At 75.6% G+C, this 16571-nt stretch carries 15 protein-coding genes and 2 tRNA genes; 10 read left to right on the top strand and 7 right to left on the bottom strand.

Annotated features, from left to right (window positions below; all coding sequences use genetic code 11):
• Window positions 1-80 precede the first annotated feature (80 nt).
• Window positions 81-156 (bottom strand) — tRNA-His (locus D5H78_RS08030).
• Window positions 157-220: 64 nt separating this feature from the next.
• Entirely contained in the window at window positions 221-841 is a 621-nt protein-coding gene (gene orn, locus D5H78_RS08025) for an oligoribonuclease (protein ID WP_119949857.1), read from the bottom strand.
• Between the two features lie 38 nt (window positions 842-879).
• On the opposite strand from orn, the gene D5H78_RS08020 reads away from it, so the two are divergent.
• On the top strand, window positions 880-2175 hold the full coding sequence (locus tag D5H78_RS08020; RefSeq protein WP_119949856.1) for a cation:proton antiporter: 1296 nt from the start codon (window positions 880-882) through the stop codon (window positions 2173-2175).
• A gap of 48 nt (window positions 2176-2223) precedes the next feature.
• Here the strand turns inward: D5H78_RS08020 and D5H78_RS08015 are convergent, their stop codons facing one another.
• Both D5H78_RS08015 and D5H78_RS08010 read right to left on the bottom strand, forming a co-directional pair.
• Complete coding sequence (locus tag D5H78_RS08015) at window positions 2224-3300, bottom strand: aldose epimerase family protein (RefSeq protein ID WP_119949855.1); 1077 nt, start codon at window positions 3298-3300, stop codon at window positions 2224-2226.
• A 52-nt stretch (window positions 3301-3352) separates the two neighbouring features.
• Window positions 3353-4216: a carbon-nitrogen hydrolase family protein gene (locus D5H78_RS08010; RefSeq protein WP_218566355.1), complete on the bottom strand. Its 864-nt coding sequence runs from the start codon at window positions 4214-4216 to the stop codon at window positions 3353-3355.
• A 164-nt stretch (window positions 4217-4380) separates the two neighbouring features.
• On the opposite strand from D5H78_RS08010, the gene D5H78_RS08005 reads away from it, so the two are divergent.
• Genes D5H78_RS08005 through chrA form a run of 3 tightly spaced genes read left to right on the top strand, consistent with a single transcriptional unit; the run spans window position 4381 to window position 6724 of the window.
• Window positions 4381-4911: a Chromate resistance protein ChrB gene (locus tag D5H78_RS08005; protein WP_119949853.1), complete on the top strand. Its 531-nt coding sequence runs from the start codon at window positions 4381-4383 to the stop codon at window positions 4909-4911.
• Window positions 4908-5339 carry a chromate resistance protein ChrB domain-containing protein gene (locus D5H78_RS08000; RefSeq protein WP_119949852.1) on the top strand — a complete coding sequence of 144 codons (432 nt, stop codon included), beginning with the start codon at window positions 4908-4910 and terminating at the stop codon, window positions 5337-5339. The genes D5H78_RS08005 and D5H78_RS08000 overlap by 4 nt, the downstream gene beginning before the upstream one ends.
• The gene (gene chrA, locus D5H78_RS07995) at window positions 5336-6724 is read left to right on the top strand and encodes a chromate efflux transporter (protein WP_119949851.1); all 1389 of its coding nucleotides are present in this window, start codon (window positions 5336-5338) and stop codon (window positions 6722-6724) included. Before D5H78_RS08000 ends, chrA begins: the two co-directional genes overlap by 4 nt.
• A 58-nt stretch (window positions 6725-6782) precedes the next feature.
• On the opposite strand, the gene D5H78_RS07990 is transcribed toward chrA, so the two are convergent.
• A tRNA-Arg gene (locus tag D5H78_RS07990) sits at window positions 6783-6855 on the bottom strand.
• Window positions 6856-7029: 174 nt separating this feature from the next.
• On the opposite strand from D5H78_RS07990, the gene D5H78_RS07985 reads away from it, so the two are divergent.
• The 4 genes from D5H78_RS07985 (at window position 7030) to D5H78_RS07970 (ending at window position 11271) form a co-directional block, all read left to right on the top strand.
• Complete coding sequence (locus D5H78_RS07985) at window positions 7030-7530, top strand: single-stranded DNA-binding protein (protein ID WP_119949850.1); 501 nt, start codon at window positions 7030-7032, stop codon at window positions 7528-7530.
• Window positions 7531-7608: 78 nt separating this feature from the next.
• Window positions 7609-9279 carry an energy-dependent translational throttle protein EttA gene (gene ettA, locus D5H78_RS07980; RefSeq protein WP_119949849.1) on the top strand — a complete coding sequence of 557 codons (1671 nt, stop codon included), beginning with the start codon at window positions 7609-7611 and terminating at the stop codon, window positions 9277-9279.
• 220 nt (window positions 9280-9499) lie between these two features.
• On the top strand, window positions 9500-10801 hold the full coding sequence (locus D5H78_RS07975) for a dicarboxylate/amino acid:cation symporter (RefSeq protein ID WP_119949967.1): 1302 nt from the start codon (window positions 9500-9502) through the stop codon (window positions 10799-10801).
• A 26-nt stretch (window positions 10802-10827) separates the two neighbouring features.
• Window positions 10828-11271, top strand: a complete 444-nt coding sequence (locus D5H78_RS07970) for an acyl-CoA thioesterase (RefSeq protein ID WP_119949848.1) — start codon at window positions 10828-10830, stop codon at window positions 11269-11271.
• Between the two features lie 246 nt (window positions 11272-11517).
• Here the strand turns inward: D5H78_RS07970 and D5H78_RS07965 are convergent, their stop codons facing one another.
• A complete protein-coding gene (locus tag D5H78_RS07965; protein ID WP_177891165.1) occupies window positions 11518-13125 on the bottom strand; it encodes a glycoside hydrolase family 13 protein in 1608 nt (535 codons plus the stop codon).
• A complete protein-coding gene (locus D5H78_RS07960) occupies window positions 13122-13628 on the bottom strand; it encodes a globin (RefSeq protein WP_119949847.1) in 507 nt (168 codons plus the stop codon). The genes D5H78_RS07965 and D5H78_RS07960 overlap by 4 nt, the downstream gene beginning before the upstream one ends.
• Window positions 13629-13689: 61 nt before the next feature.
• On the opposite strand from D5H78_RS07960, the gene D5H78_RS07955 reads away from it, so the two are divergent.
• On the top strand, window positions 13690-15249 hold the full coding sequence (locus tag D5H78_RS07955) for a DUF1800 domain-containing protein (protein ID WP_218566353.1): 1560 nt from the start codon (window positions 13690-13692) through the stop codon (window positions 15247-15249).
• Between the two features lie 5 nt (window positions 15250-15254).
• Window positions 15255-16529 carry a DUF1501 domain-containing protein gene (locus tag D5H78_RS07950; protein ID WP_119949965.1) on the top strand — a complete coding sequence of 425 codons (1275 nt, stop codon included), beginning with the start codon at window positions 15255-15257 and terminating at the stop codon, window positions 16527-16529.
• The last annotated feature ends 42 nt before the right edge of the window (window positions 16530-16571 follow it).

Below are 16571 nucleotides of genomic sequence, written 5' to 3'. Positions count from 1 at the left end.
GAGGCGCGCGGTGGGGGCGGGAGGGGGCTCGCCGCGGCTCCCGCGACGGCGCGGAGCGCCCGCGGGAGCGGCGGCGGAGGTGGGGTGAGCGACGGGACTTGAACCCGCGACCCCCGGGACCACAACCCGGTGCTCTACCAGCTGAGCTACGCCCACCACGGCGCGCGGCTCGACGCCGCGCGCAGCAGGAGGAGCATAGCGGGTCGTGCGGGCCCGCTCGTCACGCGCTCCCGGGCTCCTGCGCCGCCTCGCGCACCACGCGCTCGGCGACGGCCCGCGCGGTCGCCGAGTCGGGCCCGGGCTGCGGCACGAACAGGGCGTCGCGGTAGTAGCGCAGCTCGCGCACGCTCTCGCGGATGTCGGCCAGCGCGCGGTGCCCGCCCTCCTTCTTCGGCGAGGCGTAGTAGACCCGCGGGTACCAGCGCCGGGCGAGCTCCTTGACCGAGGACACGTCGACCATGCGGTAGTGCAGGTGCGCGTCGAGCGCCTTCATGTCGCGGGCGATGAAGCCGCGGTCGGTGGCGATGCTGTTGCCGCACAGCGGCGCCTTGCGGGGGTCGGGCACGTGCTCGCGCACGTACGCCAGCACCTGCTGCTCGGCGTCCTCCAGCGTGGTGCCGTGCGCCAGCTCGTCGAGCAGCCCCGAGGCGGTGTGCATCTCGCGCACGACGTCCGGCATGGTGGCCAGCGCGGCCTCCGGGGGGCGCACGACGACGTCGACGCCCTCGCCGAGGACCCGCAGGTCCGCGTCGGTCACGAGCGCGGCGACCTCGACGAGCGCGTCGCGCCCGAGGTCCAGCCCCGTCATCTCGCAGTCGATCCACACCAGCCGGTCCGTCATGGGGCTCACCCTAGGTGCCGCTGGGTAGGGCACCGCCGATGGACGCGACCTCCCTGGCCTACGCGGCCGCCGGGTCCGGCGCGCTCCTCGCGGCGCTGCTGCCGCGGGCGCTGCGCTCGGCCCCCGTCTCGATGCCCATGATCTTCCTCGCGCTGGGGGTCGTGGGCTTCGCCGTCGTCGACGGCCTGCCCACGCCCGACCCCGTCGAGCACGCCGCCTCGACGACCCACCTGAGCGAGGCGGCGGTCATCGTCGCGCTCATGGGCGCGGGGCTCGCCCTGGACCGCCCGCCCTCGTGGCGCGGCTGGTCCTCGACCTGGCGCCTGCTCGGCATCACCATGCCGCTGACCATGCTCGCCGTCGGGTTCGGCGGCTGGTGGCTCCTCGGGCTCGGCGTCCCCGCCGCGGTGCTCCTCGCCGCGGTCGTCGCGCCGACCGACCCGGTGCTCGCCACCGAGGTGCAGGTCGGCGAGCCGAGCGGCGAGGAGGACAGCGAGGACGAGCCGCGCTTCGCCCTCACCTCCGAGGCCGGGCTCAACGACGGGCTGGCGTTCCCCTTCACGTACGCGGCCATCGCGATGCTCACCGCCGGCACCGCGGCGCCGTCCGCGTGGCTGGGGGAGTGGCTGCTCGTCGACGTGCTCTGGCGCGGCGCGGTGGGGGTCGTGGGCGGCCTGCTCGTCGGCCGGGTGCTGGCCCGGCTGTTCTTCCACTCGCGCATCGCCTCGCTGCGCCTGGCCGAGGAGGCCGAGGGCTTCGTCGCGCTCGCCTGCACCTTCCTGGCGTACGGCCTCACCGAGCTGGCCGAGGGGTACGGCTTCGTCGCGGTGTTCGTCTGCGCCTGCACGATCCGGGCGGCCGAGCGCGACCACGGCTACCACCAGGTCATGCACCAGTTCATCGAGCAGGTGGAGCGCCTGCTCACGGTGGCGGTGCTCGTGCTGCTCGGCGGGTCCGTCGCCGACGGGCTCTTCGCCGACCTGGGTTGGCAGGAGTGGGCGCTGGCGCTGGGGACGCTGCTCGTGGCCCGCCCCCTCGCCGGCTGGGTCGGGCTGCTCGGCGGGCGGACCGGCCCGCGCGAGCGCTTCGCCGTCGCCTTCTTCGGGGTGCGCGGGATCGGTTCGGTCTACTACCTGGCCTACGCCACGGAGCAGACCGGCTCACCCCAGGTCGAGGGCCTGTGGGGCGTCACCGGGCTGGTCGTCGTGCTCTCGGTCGTGCTGCACGGGGTCACGGCGAGCCCGGTCATGCGGTGGGTCGACCGCGAGCGGGTGCGCCGCGCCTCGCGCCTCACCGGCGGGCGCGACCCGGACCTGCCCACGGTCAACGTCTGACCCCGGCCCCGGCCCCGGCCCCGGCCCCGACCCCGGGCAGGGACCGGCTCAGGGCAGGGTCGAGAAGCGGTGCTCCGTGCGGGACCGGTACGTCTCGCCCGGGCGCAGCACCGTGGAGGGCCGGTCCGGGTGGTTGGGGGAGTCCGGGGCGTGCTGGGTCTCCAGGCACAGCCCGTCGCCCTGGCGGTAGGTCCCGCCGCCGATCCCGACGAGGCCGCCGTCGAGGAAGTTGCCCGAGTGGAACTGCACGTCCGGCTCGGTGCTCCAGACCTGCATCCGCCGCCCCGACGCGGGGTCGTCGAGCTCCGCGGCGAGCGCGAGGTCCTCGCCGTCCGACGGCTCGTCGAGCACCCAGTCGTGGTCGTAGCCCAGGCCGAGCAGCAGCTGCGGGTGCGGGTCGCGCAGCCCGGCGCCGACGCGGGTCGGCGCGCGCAGGTCGAGCGGCGTCCCCTCGACGTCGAGCAGGCGGCCCGTGGGCACGAGCCCCTCGGCGACCTCGGTGACGCGCGAGGCGGGGATGCGCAGCAGCTGGTCCTCGACGCTGCCGCTGCCCTCGCCGCCGAGCGCGAAGTACGAGTGGCTGGTGAGGTTGACGACGGTCGGCGCGCTGGTCGTGGCCTCGTAGCGCACCGACCAGGTCGACGGGCCGACCTCGTACACCACGCGCACGGACAGCTCGCCGGGGAAGCCCTGGTCGCCGTCGGGGCTGACGAGGGTCAGCTCGAGCGCGGCGGCGCCGGGGGCGGCGGCGTCGACCGGGCGCGCGTCCCAGACGCGGGAGTGGAAGCCGCCCGGGCCGCCGTGCAGCGCGTTGGGGCCGTCGTTCGCCGGGACCCGGTGCTCGGTGCCGTCGAGGACGAAGCGCCCGCCGCCGAGCCGGTTGCCGTAGCGCCCGATGAGCGCGCCCATGTAGCGCCCGGGGCCGGCGTAGTCGGCGGGCGCCGGCAGGCCGAGCACGACGCTGCGCGCGCGGCCGTCGCGGTCGGGCACCTCGAGCGACTGGACGATGCCGCCGAGGGTGAGCACCCGTGCGACCAGGCCGCCGTCGGAGGCGAGCGTCCAGCGCTGCACGGGCAGCCCGTCGGCGGTGCGGCCCGCGTCCTCGCTGCTGGTCCTGGCGGCCACGACGGCTCCCCTCCTGGGCGGCGCGCCCCCGGACCGGGGGCGGGCCGCCACGCTAGCGGGGGACCCCGACGAGGGAGGCGTACGCCCCCGGGCGCCGGCCGGCCAGGTGGTCGACGCCGCGCCGCGCGGCGCCGACCTCGCCGGCCACGTCGACCTCGGCGACGGCGAGCCCGGCCTTGGCCCAGGTGCGCGCGAGCACCTCCCCGCCCGGCCCCACGACCTTGGCCTGGCCGACGAAGCGCAGGCCGCCGTACGAGCCGGTCTGGTTGGCCGAGGCCAGCACCACCTGGTTCTCCGCGGCGCGGGCGCAGTCGTAGAGGTCGAACAGCCGCGACTGGCGGTCCTGCGAGAGCCGGCTGACCCGGGCGCCGACGCGGGTCGGCCAGGCGCAGAGGCTCGCGATGACCTCGGCGCCGTCCACCGCCAGGGCGCGGGCGGACTCGGGGAACACCTTGTCGTAGTCGACGAGCATCCCGAGGCGCCCGACCGGGCTGTCGAACGCGGTGAAGCCGTCGCCCGCGAGGTACGCGTCCGCCTCCCCGGGCGGGCGGTGGACCTTGCGGTGCCGGCCGAGGACCCCGTCGCCGCTCACGGCCACCGCCGCGTCGTAGCGGCCGCCGCCCTCGGCGGCCTCGCAGTAGCCGACGCAGACGACCATCGCCCCGGCGGCCGCGCCGACCCGCAGCAGCACGGGGTCGTCCGGCTCCAGCGCGGGCGGCAGGGCGGCCGGGTCGGGCTGGCGCAGGTCGGGCAGGTAGCCGCCCAGCGCGCCGTCCGGGAGCACGAGCAGCGAGGCACCCGCGTCGCGCGCGTGCTGCACGATCGTCGTCACCCGTTGCAGGTCGAACTCGAGGCTGCGCCCGAAGTGCGCCGCGGCGGCGGCGATGCGCACCGCTCCGGCGCTCGTCGAGGTCACGGGAGGAGTCCACCCCGCCGGTGTTTCCGCTGCGTCTCGCGCGGATCAACCTGCGGTGTCGGTGCCGCTGCGTGCCCGTCCCGTGGCGCCCCGTGCTAGCCACCGGCGCCGGAGGGGGTGCCGGACCGCTGGACAGGGCAGTGCGACCGTGGTTGCATGCGACCGTGGTCGCACAGGAGAGCCCCGGCGAGTGGGTGCTGCTGCAGTACCGGCTGCCGCGCGAGCCCTCGACGCCGCGCAGCGCGGTCTGGCGCAGGCTGCGCGCGCTGGGCGTCGCCCAGCTCGGCGACGGCCTCGTCGCCCTGCCGCACGACGCCCGCACGCGCGAGCAGCTGGACTGGGTCGCGGCCGAGGTCCGCGAGGCCTCGGGAACGGCCGCGCTCTGGCTGGCGCGGCCGGCGACGGCCGCCCAGGAGGCCGAGCTGGCGCGCACGATGGCGCGGGCGCGGGCCGAGGAGTACCGCGCGGTGCGCGACGAGGCGCTGGCCGGGCTGCAGCGCACCGGCGGAGCGGGTGCCGCGTCCCTGCCCCCGGCCGAGCACGCCCGGCTGGTCAAGCGCCTGCGCGCCGAGCTGCGCCGGGTGCGGCGCCGCGACTTCTCCGCCCCGCCCGAGCGCGCCGAGGCCGTCGCCGCGGTCGAGGAGCTGGCGCGCGCCGCGGCCGCCGCTCCCGTGGCGGCGGGGCGGCACCCGTGAGGTGGGCGACGCGCGCCGGCGTGCACATCGACCGGGCGGCGTGCGCCTGGCTGCTGCGGCGGTTCGTGGACCCCGGGGCCGTCTTCGTGTTCGTCGCCGACCCCGCGCAGGTGCCCGCCGACGCGACGCCGTTCGACGTGCCCGGCGTCGACCTCTCCCACCACGGCCGCGACTGCAGCTTCGAGACGGTCCTGCGCCGCTACGAGCTCACCGACCCGGTCCTGTGGCGGATCGCGGCGCTGGTCCACGAGGCGGACCTCGACGACGGGCGCTACGACGCCCCCGAGGCCCCCGGCTTCGACCTCGCCCTGCGGGCCCTGTCCATGGTCGAGGGCGACGAGCGGGTCCTCGAGCTGACCGGCCCGCTGTTCGACGGCGTGTACGAGTTCTTCCGGCGCGAGCTGCTCCTCGGGAGGGAACCCTCATGACCCACGGCGAGACCGCCCCCGCACCCCTGCGGCGCGGCGAGGACGTCGTCCCGTTCCGCGAGGCGGTGCGGACCTGGTTCGCGATCTCGCTGCAGACGTTCGGCGGGCCCGCGGGCCAGATCGCCGTGATGCAGCGGACCCTCGTCGACGAGAAGCGCTGGATCGGGCAGCAGCGGTTCCTGCACGCGCTGAGCTACTGCACCCTGCTGCCCGGCCCGGAGGCGCAGCAGCTCGCGATCTACGTCGGGTGGCTGCTCAACGGCCGGCGGGGCGGGCTCGTGGCCGGGACGCTCTTCGTGCTCCCGGGCGTCGTCGCGCTGCTCGCCCTGTCCGCCCTCTACGTCGCCGCCGGCGACACGACCGTGGTCCGGGCGCTGTTCGCCGGCCTGGCGCCCGCGGTGCTCGCGGTGGTGGCCCAGGCGGTGGCCAAGGTCGCCGGGCGGGCGCTCGGGCACCCCGCGCTCGTGGCAGTGGCCGTGGCGGCCTTCCTCGCGCTCACGCTGCTCGGCGTGCCGTTCCCGGCCGTGGTCGCGGCGGCGGCCGCCGCCGGTTGGGCGCTGGGGCGCTGGGTGCCGGGGAGCATGCGCCCGCGCCCGGCCCACGGGGCGTCCTCGGACGGCCCGGCGCCCCTGGTCCCCGACGACGCGCTGCACGCCGAGCGGCCGAGCCGCGCGCACGCGGTGCGCGTGCTGCTCGCGGGCCTCGTGGCCTGGGGCGTCCCGGTGCTCGCGGTCGCCGCGCTCACCGGCACCGGCAGCGTGTTCACCGAGCAGAGCCTGTTCTTCTCCGGCGCCGCGCTGGTCACCTTCGGCGGCGCGTACGCCGTCCTGGCGTACGTCGCCCAGCAGGCCGTCCAGGTCTACGGCTGGCTGGCGCCCGGGGAGATGGTGCGCGGCCTCGCGCTGGCCGAGAGCACGCCGGGCCCGCTCATCATGGTCGTGCAGTTCGTGGCCTTCCTCGGGGCGTACCGCGACCCGGGCTCGCTCGACCCCTGGGTCGCCGGGGTGCTCGCCTCGCTGCTCACCACGTGGGTGACCTTCGTGCCCTGCTTCGTGTTCATCTTCCTCGGCGCCCCGTACGTCGAACGGCTGCGGGGCAACCGGGCGCTGTCCTCGGCCCTCGCCGGGATCACGGCGGCGGTCGTCGGCGTCATCGCCAACCTCGCCCTGTTCTTCGCCCTGCACACGCTGTTCGCCGAGACCCGGGTGCTCGAGCAGGGGCCCTTCCGCCTCGAGGTGCCCGAGCTCGCGAGCGTCGAGCCGGTGCCCGTCGGGATCGCGCTGCTCGCCGCGCTCCTGCTGCTGCGCCTGCGCTGGTCGGTGCTGCGCGTCCTGGGCGCCTGCGCGCTCGTCGGCGTGGCCGCCGGGCTGCTCGGGCTGGTCTGACCCGCTGGGCTGCGGCCCGGCCCGGCCCGGCCCGGTCGGGCGGGGCGCGGGGGCGGGGCGCGCCCGGCAGGGATCGAACCTGCGACCGACGGATTAGAAGTCCGCTGCTCTGTCCGCTGAGCTACGGGCGCCCGAGGGGGATCGTACGGCGGGGCTCCGGCGCGTCGTCCACAGCGCGCGCGGGGCGCCGTCGTCCACAGCCGGCGGGCCGGGCCCGGCGGGCGGGGGCCGCGCCGGCGCAGGGTCGCAGGACCGCGGCGCCCGCCGCGGCGCACCGCCCCCGAGCCCGACGAGAGGCGCGACCCATGACCCTGAGCAAGCCCCGGCTGACCCTGGCCGGCAACCTGACCCGCGAGCCGCGGGTGCTGTCCGAGGAGCCGCCGCGCGTGGCCTTCGGCCTGGCCGTCAACCCCGAGCGGCGCGACGCCGCGAGCGAGCAGTGGGTGCCCGACGGCGACGTGCAGTACTACGACGTCGTCTGCTTCGGCGCCCTCGCGGCGAACGTGCGCGAATCGCTGAGCAAGGGCGACCCGGTCCTCGTCGTCGGCGGGCTCCGCCGGCGGGGCTGGCAGCGCGCCGACGGCTCGGACGGGACGACGTACGAGATCGCGGCCGACGCGGTGGCGCCGGACCTGCGGCGCGGGACCTCGCACTTCCGGCGCACCCGGCGCGGCGCGCCCGCCGAGGCCCGGGCGGCGGACCCGGCCGGGCAGGAGGAGGGCGCCGCGGGGGAGGTGGCCGCGGGGGAGGTCGACGGGGGGCCGGTGGTCGTCGACCTGCGGACCGGCGAGCTGGTCGACGCCTGAGGCCCGGGCGCGGCGAGCGCCCCCGGACCGCCGCCCGGCGGTCCGGGGGACGGGCCCGCACCGACTAGGCTCGAACGCATGGCGGAGTTCATCTACACGATGCGCAAGGCGCGCAAGGCCCACGGCGACAAGGTCATCCTCGACGACGTCACGCTGTCGTTCTACCCGGGGGCCAAGATCGGCGTGCTCGGCCCCAACGGCGCCGGCAAGTCGACGGTCCTGCGCATCATGGCCGGGCTGGACCAGCCGTCCAACGGCGACGCCATGCTGTCCCCGGGCTACTCGGTCGGCATCCTCATGCAGGAGCCCGAGCTCGACGAGACCAAGGACGTGCTCGGCAACGTCCAGGAGGGCGTCGGGGAGGTCAAGGCCAAGCTCGACCGGTTCAACGCGATCTCCGAGGAGATGGCGAGCCCCGACGCGGACTACGACACGCTCCTCGCCGAGATGGGCGAGCTGCAGGAGCAGCTCGACCACGCGGGCGCCTGGGACCTCGACTCCCAGCTCGAGCAGGCCATGGACGCGCTGCGCTGCCCGCCCGGCGACGCCGACGTCAGCGTGCTCTCCGGCGGCGAGCGGCGCCGGGTCGCGCTGTGCAAGCTCCTGCTGAGCCGCCCCGACCTGCTCCTGCTCGACGAGCCGACCAACCACCTCGACGCCGAGAGCGTGACGTGGCTCGAGCAGTTCCTCGAGCGCTACGAGGGCACCGTCGTCGCCGTCACCCACGACCGGTACTTCCTCGACAACGTGGCCCAGTGGATCCTCGAGCTCGACCGGGGCCGCGCCTACCCCTACGAGGGCAACTACTCGACGTACCTCGAGACCAAGCAGTCCCGCCTCAAGGTCGAGGGGCAGAAGGACGCCAAGCGCAAGAAGCGCCTCGCCGAGGAGCTCGAGTGGGTGCGCTCGAACGCCAAGGCCCGCCAGACCAAGAGCAAGGCGCGCCTCGCCCGCTACGAGGAGATGGCGGCCGAGGCCGAGAAGATGCGCAAGCTGGACTTCGAGGAGATCCAGATCCCGCCGGGCCCGCGCCTGGGCAACGTGGTCATCGAGGCCAAGGGCCTGACCAAGGGCTTCGGCGACCGGCTGCTCATCGACGACCTCACCTTCTCGCTGCCGCGCAACGGCATCGTCGGCGTCATCGGCCCCAACGGCGCCGGCAAGACGACGCTGTTCAAGATGCTCGTCGACCAGGAGTCCCCGGACGCCGGCGAGCTCAAGGTCGGCGAGACCGTCGACATCTCGTACGTCGACCAGAACCGCGGCGGCATCGACCCCAAGAAGTCGCTGTGGGAGGTCGTCTCCGACGGCCTGGACTACATCCAGGTCGGCAACGTCGAGGTGCCGAGCCGGGCGTACGTGAGCGCGTTCGGCTTCAAGGGCCCGGACCAGCAGAAGCCGGCGGGCGTGCTCTCCGGCGGCGAGCGCAACCGGCTCAACCTCGCGCTCACCCTCAAGCACGGCGGCAACGTCCTGCTGCTCGACGAGCCGACCAACGACCTCGACGTCGAGACCCTGTCGTCGCTGGAGAACGCGCTGCTCGACTTCCCGGGCTGCGCCGTGGTCGTCAGCCACGACCGCTGGTTCCTCGACCGCGTCGCGACGCACATCCTGGCGTACGAGGGCGACTCCGACTGGTTCTGGTTCGAGGGCAACTTCGAGTCGTACGAGAAGAACAAGCTCGAGCGGCTCGGGCCCGACGCGGCCCGCCCGCACCGGGTGACGTACCGCAAGCTGACGCGCGACTGACGTCGGGCAGGTCACACGGCACGGGGCGGCCACGGGGGAAGAGACCCCCGGGGCCGCTCGTTGCCACCACCGGCATGGGCATCTTCAGGCTGACCTCGCGGCGCACGGTCGACTACGGCCGTCGCGTGACCTGCGCCTGTCGCGGCTGACCGCTCCTCCTCGACCGTCAGCCCGTCAGCCCCGCTCCACCAGGAGACCCGTGTCCACCGTCCTCGCCCCCGTGCGCCGCACGCCCTTCTGGGCCCAGGTGCTGCTCGGCCTCGTGCTGGGCCTCGTCCTCGGGCTCATCGCCCGCGCCTACGACGTCGCCTGGCTGGCGACCACCCTCGACGAGGTCGGCTCGGCCTTCGTCGGCCTGCTGCGCCTGCTCGTCCCGCCGCTGGTGTTCACCGCGGTCGTCGCGAGCATCGTCAACCTCCGCGGCGTCGCGAACGCCGCGCGCCTCGCCGGGCGCACCCTGCTGTGGTTCGCCGTCACCGCCGCCGTGTCGGTCACCCTCGGCATCGTCATCGGCCTGGTCACCGACCCCGGCCGCAGCGTCACGCTCTCCACCGAGGGCGCCACCGCGCCGGAGACCACCGGCTCCTGGACCGACTTCATCGGCCAGCTGCTGCCGCAGAACCTCGTCGGCGCCTTCGGCCCCGACGGCAGCGTCCTGTCGGTGCTCGCGCTCGCCATCGCCACCGGCGTCGCGGTCCTCGCGGTCGGCCCCGAGCGCACCAAGCCGTTCACCGACCTCGTCGACGCCGTCCTCGCCGTGGTGCAGAAGGTGCTCTGGTGGGTCATCCGCCTGTCGCCGCTGGGCACGCTCGGCCTCATCGGGCGCTCGGTCGCCGAGTACGGCTGGGACCTGCTCGGCCCGCTCGCGACCTTCGCCGTCGACGTCTACGTCGGATGCCTCGTCGTGCTGCTCGTGGTCTACCCGCTGGTGCTGCGCTTCGCCGCCGGCCTGAACCCGGTCAAGTTCTTCGCCGGCGCGTGGCCCGCCCTGCAGCTCGCCTTCGTCTCGCGCAGCTCGGTGGGCACCATGCCCGTCACCCAGCGCGTCACCGAGCGCCTCGGCGTGCCCAAGGAGTACGCCTCCTTCGCCGTGCCGCTGGGCGCGACCACCAAGATGGACGGCTGCGCGGCCATCTACCCGGCGCTCGCGGCGATCACCGTCGCGCAGCTGTTCGGCGTCAGCCTCGGCCTCGGCGACTACCTGCTCATCGCGTTCGTCTCCGTGGTCGGCTCGGCCGCGACCGCCGGCCTCACCGGCGCCGTCGTCATGCTGACGCTCACGCTGTCCACGCTGGGCCTGCCGCTCGCCGGCGTCGGCCTGCTCCTCGCGATCGACCCGATCCTCGACATGGTCCGCACCATGACCAACGTGGCCGGCCAGGCGCTGGTCCCCGTCGTCGTCGCGGCCCGCGAGGGCGTGCTCGACCGCAGTGCGTACGACTCCGTGCGCGCGTTGGAGGACGTCGTGCTCGAGGCGGCCCCGGCCGCAGGGGTGCGCGCGGGGGACCCCGTCCGCGCCTGAGCGGGCCTCTGGCACCCTGTCCGGCCATGACGCGCTACACGTTCGCCTGCCCCATGCGCTGGTCGGACATGGACGCCTACGGGCACGTGAACAACGTCCGCTTCCTCACGTACCTCGAGGAGGCGCGCGTGGAGATGTTCGTCGCGCTGCACCGCGAGCAGCAGGCGCGCGCGGCGACCGGCACGAGCGAGGACGCCGCCCTCCTGGAGGGCGGCGTCCTCGTCGCGCGGCACGAGATCACGTACAAGGCGCCCCTCGTGCACCGCACCGCACCGGTGCCCATCGACGTGTGGGTGCGCACGATCGGCGGCGCGTCGTTCGAGCTGGGCTACAGCGTCCACGACGACGAGGGCTCCACGGTCTACGCGACCGCCACGTCGACCCTCGTCGCGTACGACTTCCGCAGCGCCCGCCCCCGGCGCCTGCTGGACTACGAGCGGGCGTACCTCGAGCGGTACCTCGAGGCCTGAGCCGACCCCATGAGGGGCACCCCCAGGCGCCGCCGTCGCCATGAGGGGCACCCTCAGGCCCTCCGTCGCCATGAGGGGCACCCTCAGCAGACTCGACTCTGCTGAGGGTGCCCCTCATGCGTCGCGGGTGCCTGGGGGTGCCCCTCATGGGTGACGCAGGGGCGGGTCCCGAAGGCGCACCGTGCGCAACCTGCGCACGGTGCGCACCCTGAGCGACGTCGCGGGGGCGCGGGGGCGCGGGGGCGCTCAGCCCAGCCGGTACCAGGCGGCGGTGTCCGGCGGCAGCACCGCGGGGTCCGCGAGCTCCTCGCTGGCGAGCAGCGGCGCGCCGTACGCGGGCAGGGCGAGCGGGCGCGAGGACAGGTTCACCGCGCAGACGATTCCCGGGTCGCGGGCGAAGACGAGCGTGCCCTCGGGGGAGTCGAGCCAGCGCAGGGTGCCGTCGCCGAGCGACACCTCCTCGCGGCGCAGGCGCAGCGCCGAGCGGTAGAGCGCGAGCACCGAGGACGGGTCGCCCTGCTGCGCCTCGACCGACAGGCCCGACCACGCGGCCGGCTGGGGGAGCCACGAGCCGCCGGGGCCGAAGCCGTACGAGGCGCCGTCGCGGGTCCACGGCACCGGCACCCGGCAGCCGTCGCGGCCGCGCTCGGTGCGCCCGCTGCGCTCCCACACCGGGTCCTGCAGGACCTCCTCGGGCAGGTCGGTGACCTCGGGCAGGCCGAGCTCCTCGCCCTGGTAGACGTACGCCCCGCCGGGCAGCGCGAGCATGAGCAGCGCGGCGGCCCGGGCCCGGCGCAGGCCCTGCGCGCCGCCGCCGTAGCGCGTGACGTGCCGGACGATGTCGTGGTTCGACAGCACCCACGTCGACGGGGCGCCGACCTCGTCGAGGGTCTCGATGCAGGTGTCGACGACGCGGCGCAGCGCGGCGGCGTCCCACGGCGCCTTGACGAAGTCGAAGTTGAAGCACTGGTGCAGCTCGTCGGACCGGACGTAGCGGGCCAGCCGCTGCGGGGTCGCGACCCACGCCTCGCCGACGGCCATGCGCTCGCCGTCGTACGCGTCGAGGACCTCGCGCCACGAGCGGTAGACCTCGTGGATCTCGTCGCGGTCCCAGAACGGGTGGTCGGTGCGGTCGGTGTGCCCGAGGAGCTGCTGCTCCTCGCCGACGTCCGGCATCTCGGGGTCCTTGGTGAGCCCGTGCGCGACGTCGATGCGGAAGCCGTCGACGCCGCGGTCGAGCCAGAACCGCAGGATCGCCAGGAACTCCTCGCGGACCTCCGGGTTCGCCCAGTCGAGGTCGGGCTGCTTGACGTCGAACAGGTGCAGGTACCAGTCCCCGTCGGGCAGGCGCTCCCAGGCCGGGCCGCCGAACACCGACATCCAGTCGTTCGGGGGCTCCTCGCCGGCGGGGCCGCGGCCGGGGCGGAACACGTACCGCGCCCGCTCGGGCGAGCCGGGACCGGCGGCGAGCGCGGCGCGGAACCACGCGTGCTCGTCGGAGGTGTGGTTGGGGACGAGGTCGACGACGACGCGCAGGCCCAGGGCGTGCGCGTCCGCGACGAGCGCGTCGGCGTCGGCGAGCGTCCCGAACTGCGGCTCGATGTCGCGGTAGTCGGCGACGTCGTAGCCGCCGTCGGCCATGGGGGACGGGTAGAACGGGGTGATCCACACCGCGTCGACCCCGAGGTCGCGCAGGTACGGCAGCCGCGAGCGGATGCCGGGCAGGTCGCCCACGCCGTCGCCGTCGGCGTCGGCGAAGCTGCGGACGTACACCTGGTAGATCACCGCGTCGCGCCACCACGGCACGGGGGCCGCGGCGGGGGACGACGACGGGGCGGGGAGGGCTTCGGTCACGGGCCGCTAGTCTGCCCGCCCGGCCCGCGCGGGGTGAGACCGAGGTCCTGCGGGGTGGGCACCGTCGCCGGGTGGTCGGCGTCCACCTGCACGTTGACGAGGCTGTCCGCGGCCATGACGAGGTAGTCCCACAGGGCGCGCTCGGCGTCGGGGGCCAGCCGCGCCTCGTCGACCGCGACCCGCATGCGGCGCAGCCACGCGTCGCGCTCGGCGGTGCCGATGCGGAACGGCCCGTGCCGCATCCGCAGCCGCGGGTGGCCCCGCTGCTCGGAGTACGTCCGCGGCCCGCCCCAGTACTGCTCGAGGAACAGGGTGAGCCGCTCGCGCGCCGGGCCCGGGTCGTCCTGCTCGGGGTAGAGCGGGCGCAGCACGGGGTCCTCCCACACGCCCTCGTAGAAGCGCTCGACGATCCGCGCGAAGGTCTCGTGCCCGCCGACGGCCGCGTAGAAGGCGGGGCCCGGGCGGGCGGGGTCGGGGCTCACCCCGTGCGTCGGCTCGCTCATGCCCCCATCATCGCCCGTCCGGCGTACGCACCCGGGGGGCGGGCGCGCCGAAGCACAGGGGGTGAGCCCTGCCACCAGCACGACCCGCCGGCGCTGGGTCCCGCGCCTGCGCACCGCACCCGCCGCGACGGCCCCGGCGACGGGCGCCCCCGCACCCGCCGCGCCCGCCCAGGTCGCCACCACGTCCCCCGCCCCCGGCGCCGCCTGGACGGTCGCCGACCCGCTGCTGCACCTGCTGCGCCGCGCGACGTACGGCCCGACGCCGGCGTCGGTGGCGGCGGCGCGCGCCCTCGGCGCGGGCGCCTGGCTCGAGCAGCAGCTCGCCCCCGGCAGCATCCCCGACCCGGTGTGCGACGAGGTCGTCGGCCGGCTGGAGGGCCTGCGCTGGGAGATCTGGGAGGTCCGCGACCGCCTGTCCAGCTTCGGCAGCTGGACGATGATGGGCCGCCTCACCACCGCGGCCGTCGCGCGCGCCGTGTGGAGCGAGCGCCAGCTGCTCGAGGTCATGGTCGACTTCTGGGGCAACCACCTCAACGCGACCTGCCCCTCGAGCGAGGTCTGGGACAACCGGGCCCACTACGACGAGACCGTGCTGCGGCGCCACGCGCTCGGCACCTTCTCCGACATGCTCGTGGCGGCCACCACGCACCCGGCGATGCTGCGCTACCTCGACGGCGCCTCGTCCACCGACCGCGCGCCCAACGAGAACCTCGGGCGCGAGCTGCTCGAGCTGCACACGGTCGGCATCGGCGCGGGCTACACCGAGGCCGACGTCCGCACGAGCGCCCTCATCCTCACCGGCCTGTCGGTCAACTCGGACTCGGGGGAGTACCAGTACAAGCCGTGGAACCACTGGGTCGGCCCCGTGTCGATCCTCGGGTTCAGCCACGCCAACGCCACCGAGGTCGGCGGGCACGACGTGGCGGTGGCGTACCTGCGGCACCTCGCGGCGCACCCGTCGACCGCCCGGCACCTCGCGCACAAGCTCTGCGTGCGCTTCGTGGCCGACGAGCCCCCGGCCGCGCTGGTGGACCGCCTCGCGGCGCTCTACCTCGCCGAGGGCACGGCGATCGTGCCGGTGCTGCGCGCCCTCTTCACGAGCCCCGAGTTCGCCGCGTCCGTCGGGGCCAAGACCAAGCGGCCGTACGAGGACCTCGTCTCGACCCTGCGGGTCCTGCAGGTGCGGCCGGAGGCCACCGGCACGAAGGGCATGGACGCGTTCGGCTGGCAGGCCGAGGGCCTGGGCCAGCGGCCGCTCGCGTGGCCGGCGCCGAACGGCTACCCGGACGTCGCCGCCGCGTGGCAGTCCCCGGCGATGACGCTCGGGCGCTGGAACATGCACCGCGCGCACGTCGACGCCTGGTGGTCGAAGGAGCTGACCCGGCCCACGCCGCGCCAGCTGCTGCCCGCCACGCTCCCGGCGACGTACGGCGAGCTGGTCGACGCGATGTGCCTGCGCCTGGTCCAGCGGACGGTCGCGGCGCCGCAGCGCGCGGCCCTGCTCGCCTTCCTCGGCAAGACCGCGAGCACGGCGGTGAAGCCCACCGACGGCGCCGTGCAGTGGAACCTCGGCGAGCTCGCCGCCCTCATCCTCGACAGCCCCTACTTCCAGGTCCGGTGACCCCGATGAGCGCTCCCTGCACCTGCCCCCACGAGACGCCCGCCCCGACCGGCATGAGCCGGCGCACGCTGCTGCGCGGCGCGGCCGCCGTGGCCGGCCTCGCCGCGCTGGAGAGCACGACGCTCTCGACGCGCCTGGCCTTCGGCGCGACGGCGTACACCGGCGACGTCCTCGTCGTCCTGTCGCTGCGCGGCGGGTTCGACGGCCTGTCGTGCGTGGTCCCGCACGGCGACCCCGCCTACTACGCCAACCGGCCCGGCATCGGCGTACCGAAGGCGGCGCTGCTGGCGCCGGACGCGATGTTCGGCCTGCACCCCGCCATGGCGCCGCTGCTGCCGTTCTGGCAAGCCGGCACCTTCGGGGCCGTTCACGCCGTCGGCCAGGCCTCGCCCACGCGCTCGCACTTCTCCGCCATGGAGGAGATGGAGCGGGCCGCGCCCGGCTCCTCGGCGCGCACCGGCTGGCTCGACCGCACCCTCGGCCTCAGCGCCGCGACAAGCGCTTTCCAGGGCACGTACGTCGGCAGCGGCGGCTCGCCCTCCGCCTTCGCCGGCCCCGTCGCCGAGATGGCGATGCGCAGCGTCGACAGCTTCAGCCTCAGCGGGGTGGACGCCAAGAACCGCGCCCGCTGGGAGACGGCGCTCAAGGCCATGCACGACGGCGCCCCGCCCGTGCTCGCCGCGCCCGCCGCCACGACCCTGGCCGCCACCGCGACCACCGGCGCGCTCGCCGCGCAGGGCTACGCGCCCGCCAACGGCGCGGCCTACCCCTCGGGCGGGCTCGGCTCGGCGCTCAAGGAGGTCGCGCGCCTGGTCAAGGCCGGCGTCGGCCTGCAGGCGGCGGCGGTGGACTACGGCGACTGGGACATGCACGCGGGCCTCGGCCGCGCGGACTCCGGCTGGATGCGCGACAAGCTCACGGAGCTGTCCAGGGCCCTCGCCGCGTTCGCCACCGACCTCGGCCCGGCGATGTCCGGCGTCACCCTCGTCACCCTGTCCGAGTTCGGCCGCCGGGTGAAGGAGAACGCGTCCGGCGGCGTGGACCACGGGCACGGCAACGCCGTGCTCATGCTCGGGGGCGGGGTCGTCGGCGGCCGGGTGCACGGCACCTGGCCGACGCTGGCGGCCGGCGCGCTCGTCGGCGGCGACCTGCGCGGCACCACGGACTACCGGGCGATCCTCGGCGAGGTGCTGCAGAAGCGCTGCGGGGCGGGCTCGCTCAGCACGGTGTTCCCGGGCCTCGCGGCGACGACGTCCGGGGTCGTGCGCGCCCGGTCCTGACCGGTGCGCGGGCCGCAGGGCGCCGGCGCTCCAGGAGCGCCG

This window comes from Vallicoccus soli (genome assembly GCF_003594885.1).
Taxonomy (GTDB): domain Bacteria; phylum Actinomycetota; class Actinomycetes; order Motilibacterales; family Motilibacteraceae; genus Vallicoccus; species Vallicoccus soli.
The sequence above is the reverse complement of the archived record's forward strand: the minus strand, read 5'-3'. Positions and strand labels throughout refer to the sequence as shown.

Coding starts and splice junctions, on each gene's coding strand:
- D5H78_RS07950 (WP_119949965.1), top strand. CDS start 15,255: ATGAGCGCTCCCTGCACCTGCCCCCACGAGACGCCCGCCCCGACCGGC.
- D5H78_RS07960 (WP_119949847.1), bottom strand. CDS start 13,628: ATGAGCGAGCCGACGCACGGGGTGAGCCCCGACCCCGCCCGCCCGGGC.
- chrA (WP_119949851.1), top strand. CDS start 5,336: ATGACCCACGGCGAGACCGCCCCCGCACCCCTGCGGCGCGGCGAGGAC.
- D5H78_RS07985 (WP_119949850.1), top strand. CDS start 7,030: ATGACCCTGAGCAAGCCCCGGCTGACCCTGGCCGGCAACCTGACCCGC.
- D5H78_RS07970 (WP_119949848.1), top strand. CDS start 10,828: ATGACGCGCTACACGTTCGCCTGCCCCATGCGCTGGTCGGACATGGAC.
- orn (WP_119949857.1), bottom strand. CDS start 841: ATGACGGACCGGCTGGTGTGGATCGACTGCGAGATGACGGGGCTGGAC.
- ettA (WP_119949849.1), top strand. CDS start 7,609: ATGGCGGAGTTCATCTACACGATGCGCAAGGCGCGCAAGGCCCACGGC.
- D5H78_RS08020 (WP_119949856.1), top strand. CDS start 880: ATGGACGCGACCTCCCTGGCCTACGCGGCCGCCGGGTCCGGCGCGCTC.